Below are 25,063 nucleotides of genomic sequence, written 5' to 3' on the forward strand. Positions count from 1 at the left end.
CGCTGACTTATTTTTTTTATAAATAAAAAGAATTCCTCCTATGATAATACTATTGACTTTCATACTTAATGCAAATATATTTGCGTTCTACCACTGAATCATGCAGTAAATATAAACAATCACCGTTCATGCAAATATTTTGCACGAACGGTGACTATTGTATGCTATAAGCATTACTATGAAATTCTTGAGATATCAGCAACGAAGTATGAGAAAAAGCATAATCAATTCTATCTTAATAGAAAACTATTCTAAGGAGTGTCTTGAATATATTTCAGCACATTTCATCAACAGTTGCTTTTGTAGTGATTATGCTTTAATACAAAATCGCCGCGTTATAGTTTAAAGTACTTTTCAACCAAGCATTTCAGCAGTTCATCCGAGAGATTGGTCAAACCTGTCTTCTCTATAAGCGGATACTCTTCCTTGTTCTTACCAATGACAAACTTAAATTCCTTACCATCAATACTTGCATACAGATGGTAATTCCCTTTATATGTCTGCTCGATACGCATATTCTCAATAGTATGGCCATTGATATTAAATTCTGACAATTTTGTATTATAATCCCACTCTCCCCATGCTTTCAAATGATCTATGATGGTGGTTTCAACTCTGCCAATCCATTCTTCTGCTACACCATGTTTTGAAGCTACAGAACGGAATTGTTTCAATGAACCAACAACGTCACGAATTATGGCATTCGGTCTGCGAATACCATTATCACGTGCGAATTCAATTACATCATCACGAGTAATATCACGAAGTTTGGCACGGATAAACATACAATGATTCTCATTAGGAAGGTATCCACCTCTATTTATGATATAGGTTATGTCGTATGCTGGAGACAAACGCCATGAACCATCTTTGCTCATAATAAACGAGAAGTTCTTGTTGTGATCATCTGTATTGTTTGATAAGATATTGAATACCATTCTTCGGAATACCTCTTGGCAATCAGCTTCCGGCAGATGCAATTTTCTACAAACAGTTATAAGCTCTTCATAACTGTCTGCATCAGGATAGATAGCAGCCAAAGTCTGAGTATGCACTTTCTTCTCTCCATTACGATCAAAGCGTTTAGTCATAAAATGGTTATTACCTTCAACTTTATATAGTTCAGATGGCATCATGTTGATTCCTGCCGCTATGGCCAACTCGTAATATGCCATTTCTAATTCTGCAGAGCTGAATTCTGAATTACCAAACTTCAACAGATAATAGTCCAAACCTTCCATGCCAGAAATCTGACCACTTCTTATCTCACCTGTTTTTTTATTGATTGCAATAATTGCTTTTGGCTGACGTCCTCCGGCAGAAGTTCCAACTGTCAGCAAAGACTGCATGGTTATTGATTCATCTGATTTAATTCGTGCATTTTCTCTTTCCGTAAAGATACGCTCGGCCAAATCTGCTAATGACTTAATATCAATCTTCTCAGCTCTTCTATCGCTCGATGATTCAGGCCAAAACTCTAAAGCACCCATTCCTCGTTTTCCTATGAATGAAAGTTTGTCCAGCGGTGTAATATCCGCTCCTGAAAGATGGTTTTGCTGACGCCAAAGGTCAAACAATTGATTACCCCAGGCATCTGGCAGTGAATCTGCAACAAAGGCTGGAAGTTTTTGGTAAATCTTGGCATTATCACCCCACACAGGAGCAAGTGCCCTAACCCCATCAATAGGTGCTACAAGAGGAGAAACATTCAGTTCCTTCTTGATAAACTCTGGATTATATGTGAAGTACGACATTCTGCGTCGTTCATCCCAAGCCAACCTTCCAATTTCTTCATCCCAAAGAATAACTCTTAACGACTTAATCATATTGATGTATTATTTTTAATGACGAATACGTTGGGCTTTCTTCTCATCACCACGCATGAGGTAAGGTGACTCTGGCAACTCTGGCAATAAGTCATCCAAAGCATTAATTTGACCTACAACTTTCAGCAAAAGGATAAACGTTGACAAAGAAAGATTACCAGCAGAGCCATTCTCAAACTTATGTATTGTCGTAAGTCCAATGCCAGATTGATCCGCAACCTCTTTTTGTGTGAAATTACAACGCATCCTGTATTCTTTGAAGCGTGAGCCTAGTAAACGAACAAGTTCAGGTGTAGAATACTCATATAAATCTGCCATAATATTATATTTATCTATCATTATACTGATAGTAATAGCCTTTATTGCGTTTTATCTTCACTATAATGAATGTTATAAGTACAATATTACTATATCTTTTGAATTAAAAGAGTTTTTTCGTAGGAATATGCGATTCTATAGCAATTATTTAACATTTGAGTATCACAATTGCCTAATTACAACAAGTACTTCTGCCGGTGGAAATAAAACAGAGAATGTAACAAGTACTATTCAGCTGATAAGAAATGCAACGCTGAAGATTTGAAGTGACCCCCAAAGTTTGGACAAAAAACTTTGGGGGTTATTTATGAATAAAAAACATTCTTCAGTATAGAAGACGTCAGGAAGTCAACAAGAATAGCTGTTAATTTTTATAATAACGAACGTCCCCATATGAGTTTGGATGGAATGACACCTAAAGAAGCTGCCCAATACCAAGGACAGATTAACAAAAAATGGATTAGTTATAGAGAAAATGCACTAAAGAAAATAGCTGTTTAATATTTACTCCTATATTTGAAGTATACCAAGCTTGTGATGAAGAGTCAACTTCATATACAAATATATATTATTGAGTAAACCATTAATAAAAATAGTATAATCAAAGTCAACAAGTTTTATAAATAAGACAATAAAGAGTCAACTTTTATAGTTAAACTACACAACTTTTATAGTTAAACTACAGAAAGTCTCTAATAGTTTTTCACTCCACAACTGTAGAGTATATAGTTTACTACTGTGAAGTATATAGACTTCAATGTGGTTTATTCACTCCCCACCTGTGAAAAATGAAACGGGACAAGATATAAAAAAAGAATCCACAGAAGTACTCATTATATGAGATGCTTCTGTGGATTCTTTTTTTTTGATATATCTAAGATATTACTTCTTCAGATTTTCATTCATGCTTGCAGCAGCTTTACGTCCGTCACCCATTGCAAGGATAACAGTTGCACCACCACGTACGATGTCACCACCTGCATAGATTGTTGGTATAGACGACTGCATGTTATCATTAACAGCGATAGTTCCCTTGCGACCAAGTTCCAGACCTTTTATTGAGCTAGGAACGATAGGGTTAGGAGATACACCTACTGATACGATAGCCATGTCTATGTCTACAGTGACTGTAGCACCAGGGATGGCAACAGGAGAACGACGACCTGAAGCATCAGGTTCACCAAGTTCCATCTTCTGAAGTACCACCTGCTTTACGCAACCTTTCTCGTCAGCAATGTATTCTATTGGATTATGAAGAGTAAGGAATTCCACGCCCTCTTCTTTAGCATGCTTAACCTCTTCAAGACGGGCAGGCATCTCCTCTTCAGAACGACGGTAGATAATCATAGCACGTTCTGCACCAAGACGGCGGGCTGTACGGACAGAGTCCATAGCTGTGTTACCACCACCGATAACAGCAACTCGCTTACCTAAAGTAACTGGGGTATCTGAATCTTCACTTGCTGCGTCCATAAGGTTTACACGAGTAAGATATTCATTTGATGACATGATATTAATAGAGTTCTCGCCAGGTATGTTCATGAAGTTTGGAAGACCTGCTCCGGAAGCTACGAATATACCTTTGAATCCTTCAGCTTCAAGATCTTCTACGCTGATAGTCTTTCCAACGATGCAGTCCTTGATAAATGTAACACCCATCTTAGATAGGTTATCAATCTCAACATCTACAATCTTGTTAGGAAGACGGAATTCAGGGATACCATATTTCAAAACACCACCTATTTCGTGAAGTGCCTCAAATACTGTCACATCATATCCATATTTTGTCATGTCGCCTGCAAAAGACAATCCGGCAGGGCCAGAACCAATTACAGCAACTTTTATTCCATTCTTTTCTTTTACCTCAGGTACAGAAATTTTTCCGCTCTCACGCTCATAGTCAGCAGCGAAGCGCTCAAGGTGACCTATAGCAACAGCCTGTTCGCCCATCTTGAGATGGATACATTTTGACTCACACTGCTTCTCCTGAGGACAAACACGACCGCAAACAGCAGGAAGTGCACTTGTCTCTTTAAGAGTTTTGGCAGCCTCAAGGAACTCACCTCTCTCAATGTTCTTGATAAAAGTAGGTATGTTGATGCTTACAGGGCAGCCTGTCATACATGTAGGGTTAGCACAGTCAAGACATCTCTTAGCCTCAGTTACAGCCTGTTCTTCGCTAAGACCTAGGTTAACCTCTTCTACTCTTGTGTGAGAACGATACTCAGGATCAAGCTCAGGCATCTTAACTCTCGCAATAGCTGTTCTCTCTTTTGGCTTCATTGATTTGCGGAGGGCAACACGCCACTCAGCGTCACGGCCGGTAGCTTCTTTAATTGCCTCGCAGCTTCCTTCAGTCTCATGATCAAGTTTGTGCATCTCGTTGTGCTCAATCTCTCTGAATGCTCCCATTCTCTTGAGCATCTCATCGAAGTCAACCTGATGTCCGTCAAATTCAGGGCCATCAACGCAAACGAATTTAGTCACACCACCGATAGTGATACGGCAAGCGCCACACATACCGGTTCCGTCGACCATGATAGTATTTAGTGATACATCTGTAGGTATCTCATATTTCTTAGTAAGCAAACAAACGAACTTCATCATGATAGCAGGTCCTATACAGAAGCACTTGTCAACTTTCTCACGTTTGATGACCTCTTCGATACCTTCTGTTACTAATCCCTTCCTTCCATAAGAACCGTCGTCGGTCATTATGATTACTTCATCAGAGCTATCACGCATCTCTTTCTCAAGGATGATAAGATCTTTAGAACGGCCGGCAAGAACGGTTATAACCTTATTACCAGCAGCTTTTAATGCCTGAACGATAGGGAGCATAGGAGCAACGCCTACACCACCACCGGCACAGATTACTGTTCCAAAGTTGTCTATATGTGTAGCTTTTCCTAGAGGGCCTACAACATCTGTTATATAATCTCCTTCATTTAATTCGCAAAGACGAGTAGACGACAATCCTACCTCCTGCACTACAAGAGTGATGGTACCTGCCTTAGTATCAGCCTCTGCAATTGTTAAAGGCATACGTTCACCTTTTTCTCCTACACGGATTATTACAAAGTGTCCGGCTTTGCGAGATTTAGCAATTAATGGTGCTTCAACAACGAATTTGAAAACCTTCTCAGAAAATTGCTCTTTTGAAATAATCTTATTCATTAGTATGCTGTTATTATAGTGTTCTTTATATACTTAATTTAATGTATTTCACAAAAGTATGCATATAATTCTTTAAGAACAAATAAAAAGCCGTCCTTTTGTATGAACGGCTTTCAAAAAGTATCTTATATTAGTGAATTATTAATAAAATGTCACAATTAGTCAATCATATCGAAGCCACAGTATGGAACAAGTGCCTTAGGGATACGAATACCCTCAGGTGTTTGGTTGTTCTCAAGAAGTGCAGCGACAATTCTTGGAAGAGCAAGAGCAGAACCATTCAAAGTATGGCAAAGTTCTGTCTTCTTATTAGCTGTACGGTAACGGCATTTCAGACGGTTAGCCTGATATGAGTCGAAGTTGGATACAGAGCTAACTTCCAACCAGCGCTGCTGTGCTTCAGAATATACTTCGAAGTCAAAGCAAAGTGCTGCTGTAAAGCTCATATCACCACCGCAAAGGCGAAGAATACGATATGGTAGTTCCAGTTTCTTTAGAAGGCCTTCTACGTGATTAAGCATCTCCTGGTGTGACTCTTTTGAGTGTTCCGGTTTGTCTATACGAACAATCTCTATTTTAGAGAACTCGTGAAGACGATTAAGCCCACGTACATCTTTTCCATATGAACCAGCCTCACGACGGAAACATTGAGTGTAAGCACAGTTCTTTATAGGCAACTGTTTCTCATCAAGGATTACATCACGGTATATATTTGTTACAGGAACTTCTGCTGTTGGGATAAGATATAGGTCGTCAAGATTACAGTGGTACATCTGACCCTCCTTGTCGGGAAGCTGACCTGTACCATAACCTGATGCTGCATTTACTACAGTAGGAGGCATTATCTCAAGATATCCTGCTTCGCGTGCTTCATCAAGGAAGAAGTTTATCAAGGCTCTCTGAAGACGTGCACCTTTTCCTTTGTATACTGGGAAACCTGCACCTGTTATCTTAACACCAAGATCGAAGTCGATAAGGTCGTATTTCTTTGCCAACTCCCAGTGTGGAAGTGCATCCTTAGGAAGTTCTGTTTCCATTCCGCCCATTTTCTCGACAACATTATCATCGGCTCCTACACCTTCAGGAACAGAATCGTATGGTACGTTAGGAATTGTATAAAGAAGGTTCTGCATATCTTCGCTAGCCTGATCCATCTCAGCCTGGATAGATTTGTTAGACTCCTTTATATCGGCAACTCTTGATTTAGCTGTTTCAGCTTCATCTTTCTTGCCCTCTTTCATTAGCATGCCTATTGACTTGGATAGGTTGTTGACTTCCGAAAGATTGCTATCTAATTTGTTCTGTGCATTACGTCTTTTGTCATTTAATGCAATGACCTGATCAATAGTAGCCTTTGCATCTTTAAAGTGCTTCTTCTCCAGCCCACGGATAACGACTTCCGTGTCTTCTGTAATCTGTCTAATAGTAAGCATGTCTATTTATATTTTTGAAATTCTAGAATATTTTCACAAAGATACAGAAAAAAACAAAAAGTATAATTTATATGTCAGTTATTTGTATTTTCCTGATAAGTTATATTTAATGTATTGACATGTCTTAAAATGTTTCTATTTGATTATCCTAATGTCTTTTTTTGCCTTTTTTAATGAAAAGAGATAAAGTAATATTATGGATATGTATAACTTAATGACATTATTAATTATAATAATAGAAAAACACAGTTACAATGAAAAAAATATTATTGTTTGTATGTATGGCTCTGTCGACAATCAGCATGTCGATTTTCGCTCAAAAGGTAGAGAGTGTGGGTTCTGTCCCATATCAATGGAGCAGTGTACCAATAGTGGGAGGTGGGTTTGTTGACGGCATAATTTGCCATCCTAAAGTGCCTGATATACGTTATTGCCGTACGGATATGGGTGGAGCATACAAATGGAATCCAGGAAAGCAATGTTGGGAATCTTTATTGGATTGGATTAATCTAAAGGAGAGCAATCTGCAGGGCGTAGAGAGTATTGCTATTGATCCTAATAACCCTGATAATGTATATATAGCATGTGGAACCTATACAAGAAATCGTACTTGTGCAGTTTTGCGTTCCAGTGACGGAGGTAATTCGTTTTTACGCATAGATGTTCCTTTCACTATGGGTGGCAATGAGAATGGCCGTGGAAATGGTGAACGTATGATGGTGGATCCTCATAATAGTAACATCATATATATTGGTACACGGCTTCATGGATTATGGAGGAGTATGGATAAAGGTGAGAGTTGGCAGAAGGTGAACTCTTTTCCTGATGTTACTGAAAGGTTTGATATGAGTGACATGAAATCATGGCAAAAAAAAGGAAGTGGAATAGTTTGTGTGGTGTTTGATAATGCATCGGATGATATATATGTAGCTGTATCTCTAATGAATAGTAATAATCTGTTTGTGAGTCATGATAAAGGGGAAACATGGAATGATGTTGATGGTGCCCCATCCCAATATAGACCTACTCATATGATAATGACTACAGCAGGAGATTTATTGGTAAGTTATGCCGACACTCCTGGACCAAGTCAGATGAACGACGGTGCATTATGGAAATATACTATTGCAAAAAAGAGATGGGAAGATATATCTCCTCTGAAAATAGAGAAGGGGGAGAATGCCGGTTTTGGGTATGCGGCTGTATCAGTGGATGCGAAGAATCCTAAACATATTATTGTAAGCACACATAATCTTGGTGGTAAACTAGGTTTTAAGAGTGATGAACTATTCCATTCTATTGATGGCGGAAAACATTGGAAACCAATTTTCAAAACTGGATACGAGTACGATTATTCTAAAGCTCCTTATGTTAAGGTGGCTCCTTTGCATTGGATGTTTGATGTAGAGATTGATCCTGCTAATTCAGAACATGCTATATTTACAACAGGTTTTGGAGGTTGGGAGACATTCAATCTGTCGGCAGTGGAGAGAGGAGAGAAGGTAAAATGGAGTATAATGTCATCGGGTATTGAAGAGACTGTTCCTTTAGAGTTGTATGCTCCAGAAAAAGGTGCAAGGTTGATATCTGGAGTTGGTGATTATGGGGGATTTACGCATTTTGACCTTTATAACCCTTGTCCTGAAGGTAGTCATTCTAATCCTACATTCGGAAATACAAATGGCGTTACAGGTGCTTGGCTAAAGCAGGAACTTATTGTCAGGACAGGTACGCTTTTTGGTAATCAGCCAGGGGCACGTACAATATCTTATTCTGAAGATGGTGGCAAGACATGGTCAATGTGTGACAATGTGCCTATCAATGGTGCCCGTAATGGTCATATAGCTGTCTCTGCTGATGGTAAGTCATGGATTTGGACTCCAGATAATTCGGATGCATATATCACTAGTGACAAGGGACATTCATGGCAAAAGTGTATTGGCTTGCCGAAAGGCATACGTACTATTGCAGATAAAGCTAATCCAAAATTATTCTATGCGGTGAATGTATCGGATCAGATTCTGTATAGCAGTATTGATGGGGGAACAACCTTTGTTGCCGATACTCTTCAGCTTGGAGTAAATAATCAGCTATCCCTGCCAAGATTGCTGGTAACATGCGTCAACCATCACGTGGTGATATTCGTGGTGGACAAGACCGTATTTATTCAACTCCCGGATATGAGAAGGATTTATGGATTGCTGCTTACGATGGGTTATACCATTCAACTTCTATGACCGGGTATGATTTCATGACTATGGATAAAGTCAGTACAATCTATGGATTTGGTTTTGGTAAGGCTAAGCCTGGTAATAACTACCCAGCTCTATATTTGATAGGAGTGGTAAACGGACAATACGGATTTTTCCGTTCCGATGATACTGCCCGTACTTGGGTGAGGATTAATGATGACCAGCATCAGTATGGATTAGTTTTACATATTTGCGGAGATATGCAAGAGTATGGTAGAGTATATGTAGGAACACATGGAAGAGGTATTATAATGGGTGCTCCTCTTTAAATTATATTAAAAAAATAGAGCCTGACTAATCTTGTTAGTCAGGCTCTATTTGATAACTTAATAATCTAGTAATGGATTATGCTTCAACAGCAGGAATTACAGAAACAAATCTCTTGTCTTCGCGTCCTACTTTGAAATTTACTGTTCCGTCTACTAATGCGAAAAGAGTGTGGTCTGAACCCATACCGATGTTATTACCTGGATGGTATTCTGTACCTCTCTGACGAACGATGATGTTACCTGCTTTGCAAGCCTGTCCGCCATATATCTTAACGCCTAATCTCTTACTTGCTGATTCACGGCCGTTCTTAGAACTACCTACACCTTTCTTATGTGCCATTTCTTCTTAAAATTTAAATAGTTAAGCAATAACTTGTTTGATAGTTAACTCTGTGAACTGTTGACGGTGACCGTTCAACTTTCTTGAACCTTTTCTTCTTTTCTTGTGGAAAACAAGAACTTTCTCACCTTTAACAAGTGGAGAAACTACTTCACAAACTACTTTAGCACCTTCAACAATAGGAGCACCTACTGTTACTGTTCCATTGTTGTCTACCAACAATACTTTTTCAAATTCAACAGTTGCACCGCCTTCAGCATCTTGGATGTGCTGAACGAACAATTTCTTTCCTTCTTCAGCTTTGAACTGCTGACCGTTAATTTCTACAATTACGTACATTTCTTTTATATTAAACGGGTTTTCTCCGCAAGGTGGAATATGTTTATTCACTTTTTTAACCTCCACGGAATAAATTGGTTGCAAAAATAGATATTTTTTATGTTAGAGACAAATCATATTATGAATATTTTAATATTAATTGACTATTCTCTCTCATATCATGGATATTGCGGTCCATAACGTTACTAAAATTAATATCAATATGATAAGGACAAACATTATAAGTCCAAGATAGATGAACATTATTACTGTCCTCTTGAAGGTCTTCATCCAGCTGTCCTTGAAGAGCTGACGGTAATCCCACCAATATAGCAGGAAGATAAGCCACCAGCTAATGCCGAAAGCTTCATCTATCTCACCATGTCCTAAAAATGGTAGCAGTATGATGCTTATAAGAATAATTTGACAAGCAATATATACCTGTACAAAGAGCGTCTCGGTGTAGTTGAATCCTTTTGATATAGAATTTTTCCTGAACGCTCTCTTTGTGGCAATGGTATATAGTGGTATGAGCATGATAAGGCTCAATGTTTTATTGTCCTTGGCCCAGTTATTTATCACGTTAAGGATTCCATCTATAAATGTGGGTTCGCTATTATCCTTTTTCGACTCGGGGTTTACTATATTAATTATGTTCTTGATTAAATATGTGACAAACTTCGTTGTAGCTGGATCATTGTTGACATCAAACTTGACCTCATCCTTATAATCCTTCTCGACAGGAAGGGCAGTGGAGTAGGCGCTGTCAAGGTAGTTGCTGCTCTTTGTCAGAAGTGTCTTGGTTTTCTGATGCTTTGCCTTGGAACTAATTGTTGTTATATCTCTCTTGATATCTTTATAGGTTACCTCTTTATCCTTATTCATGAATGAGAGCGGATCCAAAATCTTAACCAGTATAATATAAATTGCTACAAGAATAAATAGAGTCTGAAATGGTTTGAAGTAGTGGCTTCGTTTTCCTTTAATATAATCGAAAATCATGTATCCGGGCCTGTAGAGCAGTTCTATGAGGTTACGCAAGAACTTATCGTCTATACTTGTCAGACCACCCAGCATATTCTTTATGACATAGCTGAAAGTAAAACGACCTGTATTTCGACGTTGCCCACAGGTGTTGCAATATTCACCTATAAAGTATGTTCCACAGTTATTGCATACATAATATTTATAAGGGTCTATGCTCTTTGTATGTCCGATATGTTTTCTGTAATTGAAATATCTATTAAATGATTTCAGTTTGCTTCTGCGAAGGTGCTTGGTTAGATTTCTATTGACAGAAAGTGATAGGATGGGAGATAGTTCGGGTATTATTGCCACATTCTGATAAGCCGCAAGCTCACGTGTGGTAGTTACTCCATGTGTAACTCCAATAAAGTCTACCTCAGCATTTTGTGCTGCCTCAGCATCGGTGGTGCTGTCGCCGATATATATAACCTGTTTCTTCTTGCTCTTAAGGAATTTAATAGCCTTTAGTATACCATCGGGATGAGGCTTATATTTATCAACCTCTTCTATGCCTATAATAATATCAAAAAAATCTTCAGGGAAGTGGATATCCAAAAACTCCTTTATGCGGTATTTGTATTTTGTAGATATGATACCAAGTTTTACTCCTCTCTGCTTAAGTGTAGTCAGAACCTCTTTTGTCTCAGGAAAGAGGAATGTGTTGGAGGTCATGTGTATGTCGGCTTCCGCTACATATTCCTGTCGGTATGTGTGCAGTACCTCGGGATTTACCTCCCCGGTAAGAATAGAGAAAGACTCTTCAAGAGTCTTTCCTATAGTGCGTCTGATTTCTTCATCAGTCGGAGAGAAGTATTCGTGCTTGTCGAGTACAGTACGGAAACACTTCACAATTCCCGCCGATGAATTCACCAATGTATAATCGAAATCAAAAAGAAAAGTGTTATATCTCATAAGCATTAGATTAAGTGACTCTTTGGTCTACTCTTTCACTTCAAAATAATCTTCCAGTTCTTTCCCTGCAGAGTAGTCGCTGTTGTCTATATCGCGGATAATCTTTCCGTGTTCCAAAAGGGCTATCCTTTTGCAGATATCTACTGTATGATTCAGATTATGGCTTGATATGATTATTGTAGCACCTGTTTTCTCATTGTAATCTTTAAGCATATGCTTGATGACAGATTGTGATGTTGGGTCGAGGAAGTTGAATGGCTCATCCAAAATAAGAAGTTTTGGGTCGTGGAGCATAGCAGCTATGATTCCTATCTTCTGCTTATTTCCAGCCGAGAAGTTTCTTATCAGTTTCTTGGTATCCATAACTTCATCGTTCATGAAGCGTGTGAACTTCTCAAGTTTCTCATCAATGCTACTCTTACTTATATTGTACATCTTTCCCACAAAATAGAAGAACTCTTCAGGGGTTAGATAGTCGATAAGAAAGGAGTCATCAATAAACGTACCTGTGTAGTTCTTCCACAGTTCAGTTTCGTTTACGCTCCATTCACCAATAGTGATATCCCCTTCATCTCTCTTTAGAAGATCAAGGATAAGTCGGAAGAGTGTTGTCTTTCCTGCTCCGTTGTTTCCAACCAAGCCAATCATCTCTCCACTTTTTACAGTATACCGGTCTATGTCTACAGCTCTTTTTGAACCGAAATCTTTTACTAAATTCTTTATATTTATATCCATGATATTTCTGATTTATTATCGTGTCTCTCGGAAACCCTCCAAGTTCTCGAATTTTCTAGCCATCATCCTTGTGTAAATATTCTTAATCCATATTCTGTGAGCCAGGATAAATAGTGCACCTGTGATAAGCATTATGATATATGTTGTCTCATCAGAAAATAGTGAGGAAAGCAGAGAGTTAAATATTATTGGGAGAAAAAGAGCGCAACAAATGACAATGGTCTGGAAGAAAGAACTGCCTCTGTTGCTTCTCATTATTGTAGCATTTAGCGCAATAGTCTTCTTGTTGTATACTGCATATTGCATCAATAAAGCAAATACCACTCCTGCTGTGAAGAGCATATAAGCAAATGCCATTAATAGGTCAATCTTTCCTTTATATACAGGTATCATCATAAATGCGAATGGAATCAGCAATATAAAGCAGTTTACGTAGAATTTTGCAAGTAGAAGATTAAAGATAGAGGTACGTCTGCATAGCAAGCCGTCAATATAGTTGCCCTCGAAACTCATAATCTGTCCAAGTGTCATTACGCTAAGTATAGCATAATTGTAGATGCAGATAAATCTTGACATGCCTGTTCCATTATAAACATCTGTAAAAGCTAGCACAAACGAGAAGGTAAGCATGATGATAAATCCCATACGTACCTGATGCTTTACTGCTTTGTTACGCAAGCACAGTTTAAGCTCCAGACGCATAAATTCACCAACTTCTCCATATCTGTCAAGAAATTTGAACTGAGATACTCGTTTTATATTCGAATCTTCTACCTTACCAAGCTCTTTGTACATAAGGTATATCTGCATGTATCTGTTTATTATGAATAGCAGTAAGATTACAGCTATTACACCTATAAATGCAATAATGTTACCCTGGATAAACCCTTCGCCTAGATTCATTGTAAATCGTCCGAAATAGTTTGTCTTTGGCAATAGGTCGACAGCAAGTATCGATCCATATACAGCAGCTGGCAGCAATAGGTATATTGTCTTCTGACGAAGAAGCGTCTTACATATCTGATACCAGTAGTTGTTCATTATGAAGAGTAACCACATGCCAAACAGATATAGTATCACTCCCCAAAAACCATATGTCTCCGGTATTGTGATGACTGCGAAAGGAAGGACCAAGAAGAACCAGAATAGGTTGAATATGCTTAATCCAGACTGAAGCAGGAAGGTATCTATCAGCTTATTCTTCTTTATAGGAAAGAGAAGATATGGCTTTATCTCTTGCGAGGTTGCCGGTTGTCCCATAAACCTAAGAAGAAAATCGGCAAACAGAAGGTAGATAATAAATTGGTTGAACACATGATAGGCTTCCATATTTTGAATGCCTTCTTTTAAACCAAGAGCCAGAGTAATTCCAATAAAAATGAGGTATGCAGCCCAAAAAGCTACCATGAAATATATAATAAACTTCGCAAAGCGGTTCCTCTCAAAAGAGGGGTTCCGCTTAGCTGCAAGTTTATCATTCTTTCTAATTATAGATAGAAGCATTGTTATTTAACAATTTTAGTTTCGTCGGTCATGCTGACTTCAACAACATTTTTCTGTCCAATGAACGATTTAGCAAATTCTTTAATGTCTTTTGCTGTAATGCTATTGATCAGTGTCTCGTAATTGTCGTTCATATCAGTTTTATTCCAATAGTACTCATTGATGAGATTCATCCAGTAGCTATTCTCCTTTAGATTTTCATTATGCTTTTTAAGCATGAATTCTTTAACCTTATTGAGATTAACTTCTGAAGGACCTTCTGCAACAAATTTGTTGATCTGATCGGTTACAATCTGTGTCATCTTAGTACGTCTATCTGGGTTTGTGTCAAAAGAGATCTGAAGGTAAGCCACCTCTTTAGGATATTTGCTTATCTCTCCATATGTACCAACGCCATATGTACCTCCCTCTTTTTCACGAATCTCTTCAGTATAGACAATGTCTAGAATCTGACTAAAGATGCTCATCATAACACTGTTCTTAAGAGTGTATGGTACGGCTCCGTTATACAAAACAACAACAGTTGATTTAGGAGTCTCCATCTTCTTAGAGAAGATGTTCTTGTATGCACCTTTTCGCATATCCATCTTATTATCCTTGAAGCTCTCTTTTCTATTGATAGATGGGAGAGAAGCGATATATGTCTCGATCAATGGTTTTGCCTTTTCAATGTCAACATTACCTACAATAATGAATGTGAAGTCGCTGGCATCTTTGTAACGGTCTTTGTACATGTTCATGATCTTGTCATAATCAATCTTGTCAACCATATCAGCTTTCATCCTTATAGAACGAGGGTGATTCTTATAGATTGCACTTCTTAATGTATCGACCAAAGCTATAGCCGGATTTGCTTCCTGGTTTTCCAAGGATGCTTTCATACGAGTCTTGAAAGATGTGAAGGCATCCATATCCTTTCTAGGAGCTGTGAAAGAGAGGTAAAGCAACTGCAACATAGACTCCATATCTTTAGGAGAGCAGTTTCCGTTTACGTTCTCTGTTGTTCCGTCAATAGAAGCGTTAAGAGATACCTTCTTTCCTGCAAGTACCTTTTCAAGGTTTGTAGGGCTGAAGTTGCCAAGTCCGCCAGCGCTAATAACTCCATTCAAGTTATTTATGTTTATGATTTCATTATCAGCGAAAAGTGAGGAACCTCCAGGACTATATGCACTGAGTAGTATCTCGTCAGCCTTGAAGTCTGTTTGCTTTATGATAACTTTTGCACCATTTGATAGTGTAAGTAAGGTAGAGCCAAAAGCACCTTTCTCAGTCTTAGTAATTTTACCTGCAGTAGGTTTATTCTTGATAAGTGGTTCGTCAGAAACTTTGTCAACATATGGAGTGATATTCTCTTTTTTTACATTTTCTATTGCTGCAAGAACACTCTCTTTAGTAGGATATTTCATTCCCTCTTTCTCAGGCATGAAGATACATACCACACAGTTACTGTCGGTAACTAGAGTAGGAATTATACTGTTAATTGCTTCAACAGGTATGTTAGGAGCAATCTGATTCATGATTGCATACTCATTCTCGACACCTGGGATAGGTTCGTTGTCGATGAAGTGACGCACATATTTATTTACATACTGTTCATTCTTAGTCTTTGAACGTTCGTTGTATTCCGATTCAAGGAACTTAAGGTAGTTAGCTTTTGCACGAGAATACTCTGAAGCGGTGAAGCCGAATTTTTTCATGCGTTCTATCTCTCTTGTAAGAGTAGCTATACCATTCTCAATTCCGTCTTCCTTAGTATATACAACTCCAGTGAATGCCTTTTTTGTCTTAGAGATAAGGTAGTTACCATCATCTGCACCTGCATCTATGAATGGAGGAGTAGGTGACTCTTTCAACTCACTGAGACGAGCTGTCAGCATTGTACCTGTCATATACTTCATATATTCGTAAACCATGTAGTCAAGTTTTGTCTTGGCTGAATCAGGTATAGCGTCATGTTTATATGATATATATGCTGAAGGTACTGTCTGTTCCTTATCCTTAGCTATTGCTACGATAGTCTCTTTTGTATCCGGAACAGGGAAATATTTACGTTCAGAAGGGTTTACGCGTGGTTTGATTGTAGAGAAGAGAGACTTTATTTTAGCCTCCATTTTGTCAACGTCAAAGTCTCCAACAATAACTAAGCCTTGCAAATCGGGACGATACCACTCTTTGTAATAATTTCTAAGAACCTCGTAAGGGAATTTGTCAATAACATCTATTAAGCCGATAGGTAGTCTGTTTGCATATTTACTTCCAGGGTAAGCGATAGGGAATGCTTTTTCATACATACGTATCGTTGGTCCCTGACGTGTTCTCCACTCTTCATGAATTACACCGCGTTCATCATCAATGTCTTTATCTGTCAAACTAAGGTCGTTTGCCCAGTCATGAAGTATAAGAAGACATGAGTCTATTACGCCATCGCGTACGACAGGAACATTTGATATGTTGTAGACAGTCTCGTCTATAGAAGTATAAGCATTAAGGTTCTCTCCGAATTTAACTCCTATGCTCTCCAAGTATTTGATTAAAGAATTTCCTGGGTAGTTTTTTGTGCCGTTGAAGCACATGTGCTCAAGAAAATGAGCCAACCCTCTTTGATTCTCTTCTTCCAGAATAGATCCTACTTTTTGAGCTATGTAGAAATCTGCTCTCTTTTCAGGTAGTTGGTTATGACGGATGTAATAGGTCATACCATTGTCAAGCTTTCCTATTCTGACATTATTGTCAATAGGAATCGGTGGCATTTGCTGGGCGTGTGCAACCGCAAAGCAACCAGCCAGTAAGCTGGTTGCTAACATTTTTTTTACAAAATGCGTCATTTGTTGTTATTAAAATAATTAAATTAAACCTTTGGCAGAGAGATATCTTTCAGCTCAATTGCAGCCTTACATCCGCTTCCAGCCGCAGTAATGGCTTGTCGGTAGTGTGGATCAGCAACATCACCTGCTGCGAATACACCTGGTACTCTTGTTCTTGGAGAGTTTCCTTCTGTAATAATGTATCCTGTTTCGTCTGTCTCAACATAAGGTTTAAATATGTCTGAATTTGGTTTGTGACCTATTGCTAGGAAGAAACCATCTATAGGAAGTGAATAATTCTCTTCGTCAGACTCGCCTTTTCTCTTGACAAGATTTACACCTTCAACACCATTCTCTCCAAAGAGCCCTACTGCGTTAGTTTCGAATAAAACTTCAATTTTTGGATGAGTTAATACTCGGTCTTGCATAATCTTAGACGCACGAAGGTATGATTTCCTTACAACAATATAGACTTTTTTTGCAAGACCAGCTAAATAAATTGCTTCTTCGCATGCAGTATCACCTCCACCAACTACCGCAACAACCTTTTCTATAGAAAAATCCATCACAAGTAGCACATGCACTAACGCCCATACCTGCATATTTCTTTTCATCATCAAGTCCAAGATATTTAGCTGTAGCACCTGTAGATATTATCAAGCTTCAGTCTCTATCTGTTTTTCCTCATCTATAGTGATAGTATATGGTGATTTACTTAAATCAGCAGCTGTTGCAATACCAGAACGTACATCAGCTCCGAATTTCTCAGCCTGTTTACGTAAATCCTCCATCATCTCAGTTCCGTTGATACCTTCAGGGTAACCAGGGAAGTTCTCAATATCGGTAGTGATAGTAAGTTGACCACCAGGTTGCAATCCCTCATATAATACAGGAGATAGGTTAGCACGACCTGCATAGATAGCAGCGGTGTATCCTGCAGGACCTGATCCTATGATCAGGCATTTTACTCTTTCTTTTTCCATATGTTATATTAGTTGTTTTACTGTCAATTAAACAATTAGCTTAATTTAAAGTGTGTAGATTCTTAATGTCTTTGATAGAGTTATCTTAAATCGATAACTTCTGCATTAGGATATTTGTTCTTGTTGAAGCGAAATTGAGAGTCGTTAAGATTAAGTCGGTTGTTGTAAGAGGTAACCTGAAAAGTGTTTTCCCTGTTATTCCTATCCTTAACTTTAATCATTAATGGCTGACTGTTGGTTGTTATAAGTATAGTAATGCTGGATATATTATCTCTTTTTTGTGGTGTCAGCACAACCTCGTTGACTTTTTTACCATTGATGGTTTTCTGTCCAACATATTTATAGTTGAATCCTTTTTTATAAGATGATAATAGATAGTAAGGATTCACGCTCTGAAGATCTTCTGAAGTAGGAGTACTCACATTAACTTCTTCGTTGCCTGCCACATAGCTCCACTGAGTCTTTCCGTCAAACCAAGTATCTATCTCATTCGAGTTGAGATAAAACTTGTTCTTTTTCATAAGAAGTTCTCCACTTTGTGTCCCCTTGAATGTAAGTCTAATACCGTTCGATGAGCTAATAGCAGAGAAGGTCTTGTCAAGAATCTGCTTTGCCTGTCTGTCATTCTGAGAGAATAGAGATAGCGAAAAAGCAGATATTGTAATTAGTAATAAAAGTCTTCTCATATTAAATAAAATTTATTGTTGTAAGTTACTTAATCTCATCTGTAAATCAGTCTCATCAACGCAGAGTACCTCTCTGGCTTTGCTTCCCTGAGTAGGCCCAACAATGCCTGCTCTTTCAAGCTGGTCCATAATTCTACCTGCACGGTTATATCCAATAGAGAACTTTCTCTGTATGAGTGATGTTGAACCTTGCTGATGAATAACTATCAGTCTGGCTGCATCCTCGAACATAGGGTCAAGTCTGTTCATGTCAATATCTCCGAGAGTACTTTCACTCTCTTCGCCAACATACTCAGGGAGCATGAATGCTGATGTATATCCCTGTTGTTTGCTGATATAGTTTGTTATATTCTCAACCTCAGGGGTATCAACGAAGGCACACTGTACACGTACCGGGTCATTACCCTGTAGATAAAGCATATCTCCCTTACCAATAAGCTGCTGGGCACCAGAGCGGTCAAGGATAGTTCGTGAGTCCATCATTGCAGCTACACGAAACGCAATTCTGGCAGGGAAGTTGGCCTTTATAGTACCTGTTATGATATTTGTTGTAGGTCTCTGAGTTGCGATGATAGCATGAATACCGATAGCACGTGCAAGCTGTGCAATACGGCATATAGGCAACTCAATCTCTTTGCCTGCTGTCATGATAAGGTCACCGAACTCATCGATAATAATTACTATATATGGCATGAATCTATGTCCTTTTTCAGGATTCAGCTTCCTGCTTATAAACTTGGCATTATACTCTTTTATGTTACGGCAGCCTGCTTTACGTAGAAGGTCATATCTAGTATCCATCTCACTACATAGTGAGTTGAGGGTCTGAACTACCTTAGTAACATCGGTGATGATAGCATCATCTCCGTCAGGTAACTTAGCAAGGAAATGTCTCTCTATAGGTGCATATACAGAGAACTCCACTTTCTTAGGGTCGATGATTACGAACTTAAGTTCAGCAGGGTGTTTCTTGTACAGCAGTGATGTAACTATAGCATTAAGACCAACAGATTTACCCTGTCCTGTAGCACCGGCAACAAGCATGTGAGGAGCTTTTGTTAGGTCTACCATGAAAACATCATTGGTGATTGTCTTTCCAAGTGCAACGGGAAGGTCGTATGTTGTCTCCTGGAACTTCTTGCTGTTTATAATGGAACGCATAGAGACAATCTTAGGATTCGCATTTGGAACCTCAATACCTATAGTACCTTTTCCGGGAATAGGTGCAATGATACGGATACCCAATGCAGAGAGGCTAAGTGCTATGTCATCTTCAAGATTTCTGATTTTTGAGATACGTACTCCTTCAGCAGGAGTAATCTCATACAACGTAATTGTAGGACCTACACTTGCTTTAATAGAGCTTATCTCGATACCGAAACTTCTAAGGACATTGATGATTCTGTCTTTATTGGCATTCTGCTCCTCCATGTCAATATTTGGTCCCTGGTCATCATAACTCTTTAGAAGATCAATAGTTGGATACTTATAGTTCTCCAAATCCAATTTTGGGTTGTATGGAGATAAAACAGGTCCGTTGTACTCTTTGTCATCATCATTATTCTGACTCTCTACTGTAAATGATAGCTCTTCGTCATCAACATCTCCATCGCTGTCTACGCTCTTCTTTATAACAGCTTCACCATTTTGATGTGCTAAGTGAGGCATAGAAAAAGAGATATCTGAAGATTTTTCATTCAAGTCATTATTAATGCCACTTTGATCATTTATAATTGGATCTATTGGTGAGTTGTCCTCTTTCTCATTGTCCAATTCAAAGTTTACATGTATAGGCTTTGGATCTTCAGTTTCAATATCTTCAGAGTCGCTGTAATGATTTACTTCATTATCATCATCAAAAGCACTTTTAGTTGAACTGAACTGAGGATGAACTATTTTGCGGATGATGTTTATTGTCTCTTTGCTTATATATATAAAAAGTAGGATTGCTGTTGTTAGGAGTAGCAATAGCAGCCCGGGTACACCAATTTGAGATATGAACCATCTGCTTACATTGTATCCATGAAGACCTCCCGGATATATAAAACTATCAGGAATAAGTCCGTCGAAAGCAAAACCTAAAGTTATAGAGAACCAGATAAGTAGTATTGCGCATGTCATGAACCACTTCCACACTCTTACTTTGTATGCTTTCATGAGTTTCATACCCACGGCAGCAAGGAAAAGTATTATGAAATATGAAGCAATACCAAAACATTGATTTATCAGTGTCTCGGCAAGAATGGCACCACGTGCTCCTGCATAGTTCTTTATATGATTTGTCGTTTGTAGGAGTTCGCCGTTTTCCTGATTGTAAATTATGCTTTGGTCTGCAGCACCAGTGAAGAAGAATGATGTAAAGGCCAGCAGCATATAAACCGCTAATATTATGCAAATAAGCCCGATAACGAAATGTGTTGTCTCATTTTTGAAAAATCCTGAAATCTTATTGGGTGTATTGTCTAAAGTGGGTTTATCTTTATCTGCTTTTTTTCTTGCCATATAAATTTTGACTTTTAGGAATTTACATTATTTCGCAAATGTACACGAAAATGATTAATTGTAAGAGCAAAGATTACCTTTTTTTCTTACCTTTGCAAATCAAATTCATAATTTATTGAATATGGAAAGTCAAGTGATTTTTGATAAGAATTCTGTAGAGTTTGTGACTGTTGCGGCTGAATATTGTGTCTTTATTGAGAGAAATGATATTCAAGATTCAAAAGAGTTTGTAGACGTAGCTATAAAGATACTTCCACTTCTTTATCTTAAGGCATTATTAATTCCGAAATGTGAACAGATTGGAGAATATGATCCTGAGACTTTTGTCACAGAAGATGACTATGAATTTGTTAGGACAAAAATAAATGGTATCCTTGCTCATAAAGATGATTATCTAGAGGTGTTCATGGAAGATATGAAGTATAGTGATACCCCAATAAAAAGAACTATCTCCGAAGATTTGGCAGATATATATCAAGACCTGAAGGACTTTATAAGTGTATTCCAGATAGGTTTTAATATAACTATGAATGACTCTCTGTTTTTATGTAAAGAGCATTTTGCTGATTTTTGGGGACAGAGACTGGTAAATGCACTTAAAGCTCTACACGATATAAAATATGGTAGAATTGATGATGATGATGAATACTTGTGTGAGGATGAAGAAAATGACATATTATGAGGGAACTAAAAAACAAGATAAGTAAAACTGAAATATCTAAAATGGAAAAAGTTGTCTTTCCTGGTAGGGTATTCGTTATCTATACTCAGGAAGCAGCAATAAAGGCAGTTGATTATTTAAATATGCAAAGCTGTGTTGGAGTAGACACAGAGACAAGGCCATCTTTTAAGAAAGGGACTATGTATAAAGTCTCTTTGCTCCAGATATCAACATTGGATACTTGCTTTTTGTTTCGTCTCAATCTGATTGGCATGCCTAAGGAGTTGGAAGAATTTCTTATTGGGGATGTACTAAAAATCGGATTATCACTGAAAGATGATTTCAACTCACTGAAAAAGAGAAAATCGGTGAAAACTGATCTTGGCAACTGGATAGAACTGCAGGATTATGCTCCTAAATTTGGAATCGAGGATAAAAGTTTACAGAAGCTCTTTGCAAATCTATTCGGACAAAAAATTTCTAAATCGCAGAGACTATCAAACTGGGAGGCTGAGTCATTAAGTGACGGTCAACAACTATATGCAGCAACGGATGCTTGGGCATGTGTCAAGATATACAACATGTTGCAGGAACTCGAGAAGAGTGGTGATTATGTAACTGTACAAAACGAATTAATAAATACAAATATAGATGGTTTACAAAAAAATATTTCTTAAACCCGGTAAGGAAGAGTCATTGAAAAGATTTCATCCATGGGTGTTTTCGGGTGCGATTGCACGCATAGAGGGTGAATGTGAAGAGGGAGAAATAGTAGACATATATAGTTCAAAGAAAGAATTTATTGCTTGTGGTCACTTTCAGGTTGGCAGTATAGCTGTACGTGTGCTTACTTTCAATCAGGAGGTTATAGATAACTCTTTTTGGAAACGTCGCTTAGAGGTTGCTTACGATCTTCGCAAGGCACTGGGGGTTGCCGAAAATCCTATAAACAATACTTATCGTCTGGTACATGGTGAGGGTGATAACTTACCCGGCCTTGTTATAGACATATACGGCAAAACTGCTGTTATGCAGGCACATTCTGTAGGTATGCATGAGAACAGAATGGACATTGTCGAAGCACTCTCAGAGGTGATGGATGGTATTGTTGAGAATATATACTATAAGTCGGAAACAACTCTTCCTTTCAAGGCTGAGTTAGGTCAGGAGAATGGTTTTATAAAAGGTGGAAGCTCGGAGAATGTTGCAATGGAGTATGGCCTGAAGTTCCATGTTGACTGGCTGAAAGGTCAGAAGACAGGTTTCTTTGTTGACCAACGTGAAAACAGACATCTATTGGAGCATTTTGCAAAAGGACGTAGTGTGTTGAACATGTTCTGCTATACAGGAGGTTTCTCATTCTACGCAATGCGCGGAGGTGCTAAACTGGTGCATTCAGTAGACAGCTCTGCAAAGGCTATCGACCTTACCAACCTGAATGTAGAACTTAATTTCCCAGGTGATCCTCGTCATAAGGCTTTTGCTGAAGACGCATTCAAATATCTTGATCAGATGGGTGACCAGTATGACTTGATAATACTTGACCCTCCTGCATTTGCAAAACATAAAGATGCTCTTCGCAATGCGTTAAGAGGTTATACAAAGCTTAATGCAAAGGCATTCGAGAAGATTAAACCGGGAGGAATTCTATTTACATTCTCCTGTTCTCAGGTGGTAAGCAAGGAGAATTTCAGAAATGCTATCTTCACAGCTGCCGCACAGTCTGGAAGAAGTGTGAAAATATTACACCAGCTAACTCAACCAGGAGATCATCCTGTAAATATTTATCATCCGGAAGGGGAATATCTTAAGGGACTTGTGCTCTATGTTGAATAAAAGTAAAGTTCATTTAAAAAAGATTATAGATTAAATGCTATATACCATAAATAACCTATCTTTGTAGCATGTTTTTCATGGTATTAGATTTAAGGTTAATTGAGATTGGGTGTCTGCGATAGATACCCTTTTTTTTTAAATATTAATCTGTATTGTAAAACAAATTGTTTTATATCTTTGTGGTTAAATAATGATATAAAGCAGTAAGATGAATAATAACATATCTATGATGAGGTTCAGACTTATAGTCATGAACTTTTTACAGTTTGCAATTTGGGGTACTTATCTAACATCTATGGGTGCTTACCTGACTAATATTGGTTTAGGTGAGAATATAGGTTTGTTTTATGCAATGCAGGGTGTGGTGTCACTCTTTATGCCTGCCATAATGGGTGTAATTGCAGACCGTTGGGTACCTGCTCAGAAACTCTTAGGTGTTTGTCAGTTCCTTGCAGCTTTTTTCATGATACTTACAGGTTATTACGGATATAGTTCCAATCCAACAGAATTTGGACCTCTATTTACATTTTACTCTTTGAGTGTTGCCTTCTATATGCCTACTTTGGCACTCTCCAATTCTGTAGCTTATAGCTCTCTTGACAAGGTAAACCTTGACCCTGTGGTGGCTTTCCCTCCAATAAGAATCTTTGGAACCATCGGTTTTATATGTGCCATGTTACTTACAGATGTTTTGGGATTCCAACGTACATATATGCAGTTCTTCTTCTGTGCTTTCTGGGGGCTCCTTTTAGGTGCTTACTCATTCACATTGCCCAATTGTGCAGTTAGCAAGTCGGATTCAAAGAAGTCTTTGGTGGATGCATTGGGATTGCGTGCTTTCCTTCTGTTCAAACAGAAGAAGATGGCTATATTCTTTATATTCTCAATGCTTTTAGGAGTATCACTACAGATTACAAATGGTTTTGCCAATCCATTTATCAGTAGTTTTGAGAAGATACCTGAATATGCAAATACCTTCGGCGTAAAGCATGCTAATATGCTTATATCACTATCTCAGGTATCTGAAACATTATGTATACTTCTTATTCCATTCTTCTTGAAACATTTCGGAATAAAGAGAGTTATGCTTATTGCCATGCTGGCTTGGGTGCTCCGTTTCGGTCTATTCGGATTGGGCAATCCAGGTAACGGCGTGTGGATGTTTGTATTTTCAATGATTGTATATGGAGTCGCATTCGACTTCTTCAATATATCGGGTTCTCTATTTGTTAATAAGGAGACAGATTTATCAATACGTTCCAGTGCTCAAGGTCTGTTTGTCATCATGACTAATGGTATCGGTGCTACTGTGGGAACATTGGGCGCTCAGGCTGTTGTGAATAATTTCGTGGATTTCAACAGTGAAACAGCTCAGGTTGCGGGATGGAGCCAATCATGGTTTGTCTTCTCTGCATACGCGTTGGTAGTAGCAATACTGTTTGCTATAATTTTCAAGTATAAGCATGATAAAAATTGATAATA

The 25,063-nt window shown here is 38.2% G+C and carries 19 protein-coding genes and 1 pseudogene; 7 read left to right on the forward strand and 13 right to left on the reverse strand.

Annotation, left to right across the window (positions count from 1 at the left end; translation table 11 throughout):
* Positions 1 to 335 precede the first annotated feature (335 nt).
* Together JCM15092_RS09770 and JCM15092_RS15730 are read right to left on the reverse strand one after the other, a co-directional pair.
* Complete coding sequence (locus JCM15092_RS09770) at positions 336 to 1,826, reverse strand: type II toxin-antitoxin system HipA family toxin (protein ID WP_024994498.1); 1,491 nt, start codon at positions 1,824 to 1,826, stop codon at positions 336 to 338.
* A 15-nt stretch (positions 1,827 to 1,841) separates the two neighbouring features.
* Complete coding sequence (locus JCM15092_RS15730; RefSeq protein WP_034541885.1) at positions 1,842 to 2,144, reverse strand: helix-turn-helix domain-containing protein; 303 nt, start codon at positions 2,142 to 2,144, stop codon at positions 1,842 to 1,844.
* A gap of 330 nt (positions 2,145 to 2,474) precedes the next feature.
* On the opposite strand from JCM15092_RS15730, the gene JCM15092_RS16900 reads away from it, so the two are divergent.
* Complete coding sequence (locus tag JCM15092_RS16900) at positions 2,475 to 2,645, forward strand: integrase core domain-containing protein (protein WP_084488530.1); 171 nt, start codon at positions 2,475 to 2,477, stop codon at positions 2,643 to 2,645.
* A gap of 381 nt (positions 2,646 to 3,026) precedes the next feature.
* Here JCM15092_RS16900 and JCM15092_RS09785 read toward each other — a convergent pair whose 3' ends face one another.
* The gene (locus JCM15092_RS09785; RefSeq protein WP_024994499.1) at positions 3,027 to 5,321 is read right to left on the reverse strand and encodes a bifunctional dihydroorotate dehydrogenase B NAD binding subunit/NADPH-dependent glutamate synthase; all 2,295 of its coding nucleotides are present in this window, start codon (positions 5,319 to 5,321) and stop codon (positions 3,027 to 3,029) included.
* Positions 5,322 to 5,479: 158 nt separating this feature from the next.
* Complete coding sequence (gene serS / locus JCM15092_RS09790; protein WP_024994500.1) at positions 5,480 to 6,754, reverse strand: serine--tRNA ligase; 1,275 nt, start codon at positions 6,752 to 6,754, stop codon at positions 5,480 to 5,482.
* A 254-nt stretch (positions 6,755 to 7,008) separates the two neighbouring features.
* Between serS and JCM15092_RS15735 the strand changes: the two genes are divergently transcribed.
* Both JCM15092_RS15735 and JCM15092_RS17585 read left to right on the forward strand, forming a co-directional pair.
* Entirely contained in the window at positions 7,009 to 8,991 is a 1,983-nt protein-coding gene (locus tag JCM15092_RS15735; protein WP_235782324.1) for a beta propeller repeat protein, read from the forward strand.
* On the forward strand, positions 8,988 to 9,275 hold the full coding sequence (locus JCM15092_RS17585; RefSeq protein ID WP_235782325.1) for a hypothetical protein: 288 nt from the start codon (positions 8,988 to 8,990) through the stop codon (positions 9,273 to 9,275). The genes JCM15092_RS15735 and JCM15092_RS17585 overlap by 4 nt, the downstream gene beginning before the upstream one ends.
* Before the next feature lie 76 nt (positions 9,276 to 9,351).
* Here JCM15092_RS17585 and rpmA read toward each other — a convergent pair whose 3' ends face one another.
* The 9 genes and pseudogenes from rpmA to JCM15092_RS09840 all read right to left on the reverse strand — a co-directional run bounded on the left by rpmA (position 9,352) and on the right by JCM15092_RS09840 (position 21,027).
* The gene (gene rpmA / locus JCM15092_RS09800) at positions 9,352 to 9,615 is read right to left on the reverse strand and encodes a 50S ribosomal protein L27 (protein WP_024994501.1); all 264 of its coding nucleotides are present in this window, start codon (positions 9,613 to 9,615) and stop codon (positions 9,352 to 9,354) included.
* Between the two features lie 21 nt (positions 9,616 to 9,636).
* Complete coding sequence (gene rplU, locus JCM15092_RS09805) at positions 9,637 to 9,954, reverse strand: 50S ribosomal protein L21 (RefSeq protein ID WP_024994502.1); 318 nt, start codon at positions 9,952 to 9,954, stop codon at positions 9,637 to 9,639.
* Positions 9,955 to 10,107: 153 nt separating this feature from the next.
* Entirely contained in the window at positions 10,108 to 11,871 is a 1,764-nt protein-coding gene (locus tag JCM15092_RS16905; protein WP_024994503.1) for an HAD-IA family hydrolase, read from the reverse strand.
* 27 nt (positions 11,872 to 11,898) lie between these two features.
* Positions 11,899 to 12,606, reverse strand: coding sequence for an ABC transporter ATP-binding protein (locus tag JCM15092_RS09815; RefSeq protein ID WP_024994504.1), 708 nt, complete (start codon positions 12,604 to 12,606; stop codon positions 11,899 to 11,901).
* 15 nt (positions 12,607 to 12,621) lie between these two features.
* The gene (locus JCM15092_RS09820) at positions 12,622 to 14,109 is read right to left on the reverse strand and encodes a DUF5687 family protein (RefSeq protein WP_024994505.1); all 1,488 of its coding nucleotides are present in this window, start codon (positions 14,107 to 14,109) and stop codon (positions 12,622 to 12,624) included.
* 2 nt (positions 14,110 to 14,111) lie between these two features.
* Positions 14,112 to 16,934 (reverse strand): M16 family metallopeptidase, encoded by a 2,823-nt coding sequence (locus tag JCM15092_RS09825; RefSeq protein ID WP_024994506.1) that lies wholly within the window; start codon positions 16,932 to 16,934, stop codon positions 14,112 to 14,114.
* Positions 16,935 to 16,952: 18 nt separating this feature from the next.
* A pseudogene (gene trxB / locus JCM15092_RS15740) lies at positions 16,953 to 17,896 on the reverse strand (thioredoxin-disulfide reductase).
* 80 nt (positions 17,897 to 17,976) lie between these two features.
* Entirely contained in the window at positions 17,977 to 18,582 is a 606-nt protein-coding gene (gene lolA1, locus JCM15092_RS09835) for an outer membrane lipoprotein periplasmic chaperone LolA1 (protein ID WP_024994507.1), read from the reverse strand.
* Between the two features lie 12 nt (positions 18,583 to 18,594).
* Complete coding sequence (locus JCM15092_RS09840) at positions 18,595 to 21,027, reverse strand: FtsK/SpoIIIE family DNA translocase (protein ID WP_408636522.1); 2,433 nt, start codon at positions 21,025 to 21,027, stop codon at positions 18,595 to 18,597.
* Between the two features lie 178 nt (positions 21,028 to 21,205).
* Here JCM15092_RS09840 and JCM15092_RS09845 point away from each other — a divergent pair, with 178 nt between their 5' ends.
* From JCM15092_RS09845 to JCM15092_RS09860, 4 genes are all read left to right on the forward strand, one after another.
* Positions 21,206 to 21,766 (forward strand): DUF5063 domain-containing protein, encoded by a 561-nt coding sequence (locus JCM15092_RS09845; RefSeq protein ID WP_024994509.1) that lies wholly within the window; start codon positions 21,206 to 21,208, stop codon positions 21,764 to 21,766.
* The gene (locus JCM15092_RS09850) at positions 21,763 to 22,422 is read left to right on the forward strand and encodes a 3'-5' exonuclease (protein ID WP_024994510.1); all 660 of its coding nucleotides are present in this window, start codon (positions 21,763 to 21,765) and stop codon (positions 22,420 to 22,422) included. The genes JCM15092_RS09845 and JCM15092_RS09850 overlap by 4 nt, the downstream gene beginning before the upstream one ends.
* Positions 22,397 to 23,581 carry a class I SAM-dependent rRNA methyltransferase gene (locus JCM15092_RS09855; protein ID WP_024994511.1) on the forward strand — a complete coding sequence of 395 codons (1,185 nt, stop codon included), beginning with the start codon at positions 22,397 to 22,399 and terminating at the stop codon, positions 23,579 to 23,581. Before JCM15092_RS09850 ends, JCM15092_RS09855 begins: the two co-directional genes overlap by 26 nt.
* A 208-nt stretch (positions 23,582 to 23,789) precedes the next feature.
* Entirely contained in the window at positions 23,790 to 25,058 is a 1,269-nt protein-coding gene (locus JCM15092_RS09860) for an MFS transporter (protein ID WP_024994512.1), read from the forward strand.
* The last annotated feature ends 5 nt before the right edge of the window (positions 25,059 to 25,063 follow it).

The organism is Phocaeicola paurosaccharolyticus JCM 15092 (assembly GCF_000613805.1).
Taxonomy (GTDB): domain Bacteria; phylum Bacteroidota; class Bacteroidia; order Bacteroidales; family Bacteroidaceae; genus Phocaeicola; species Phocaeicola paurosaccharolyticus.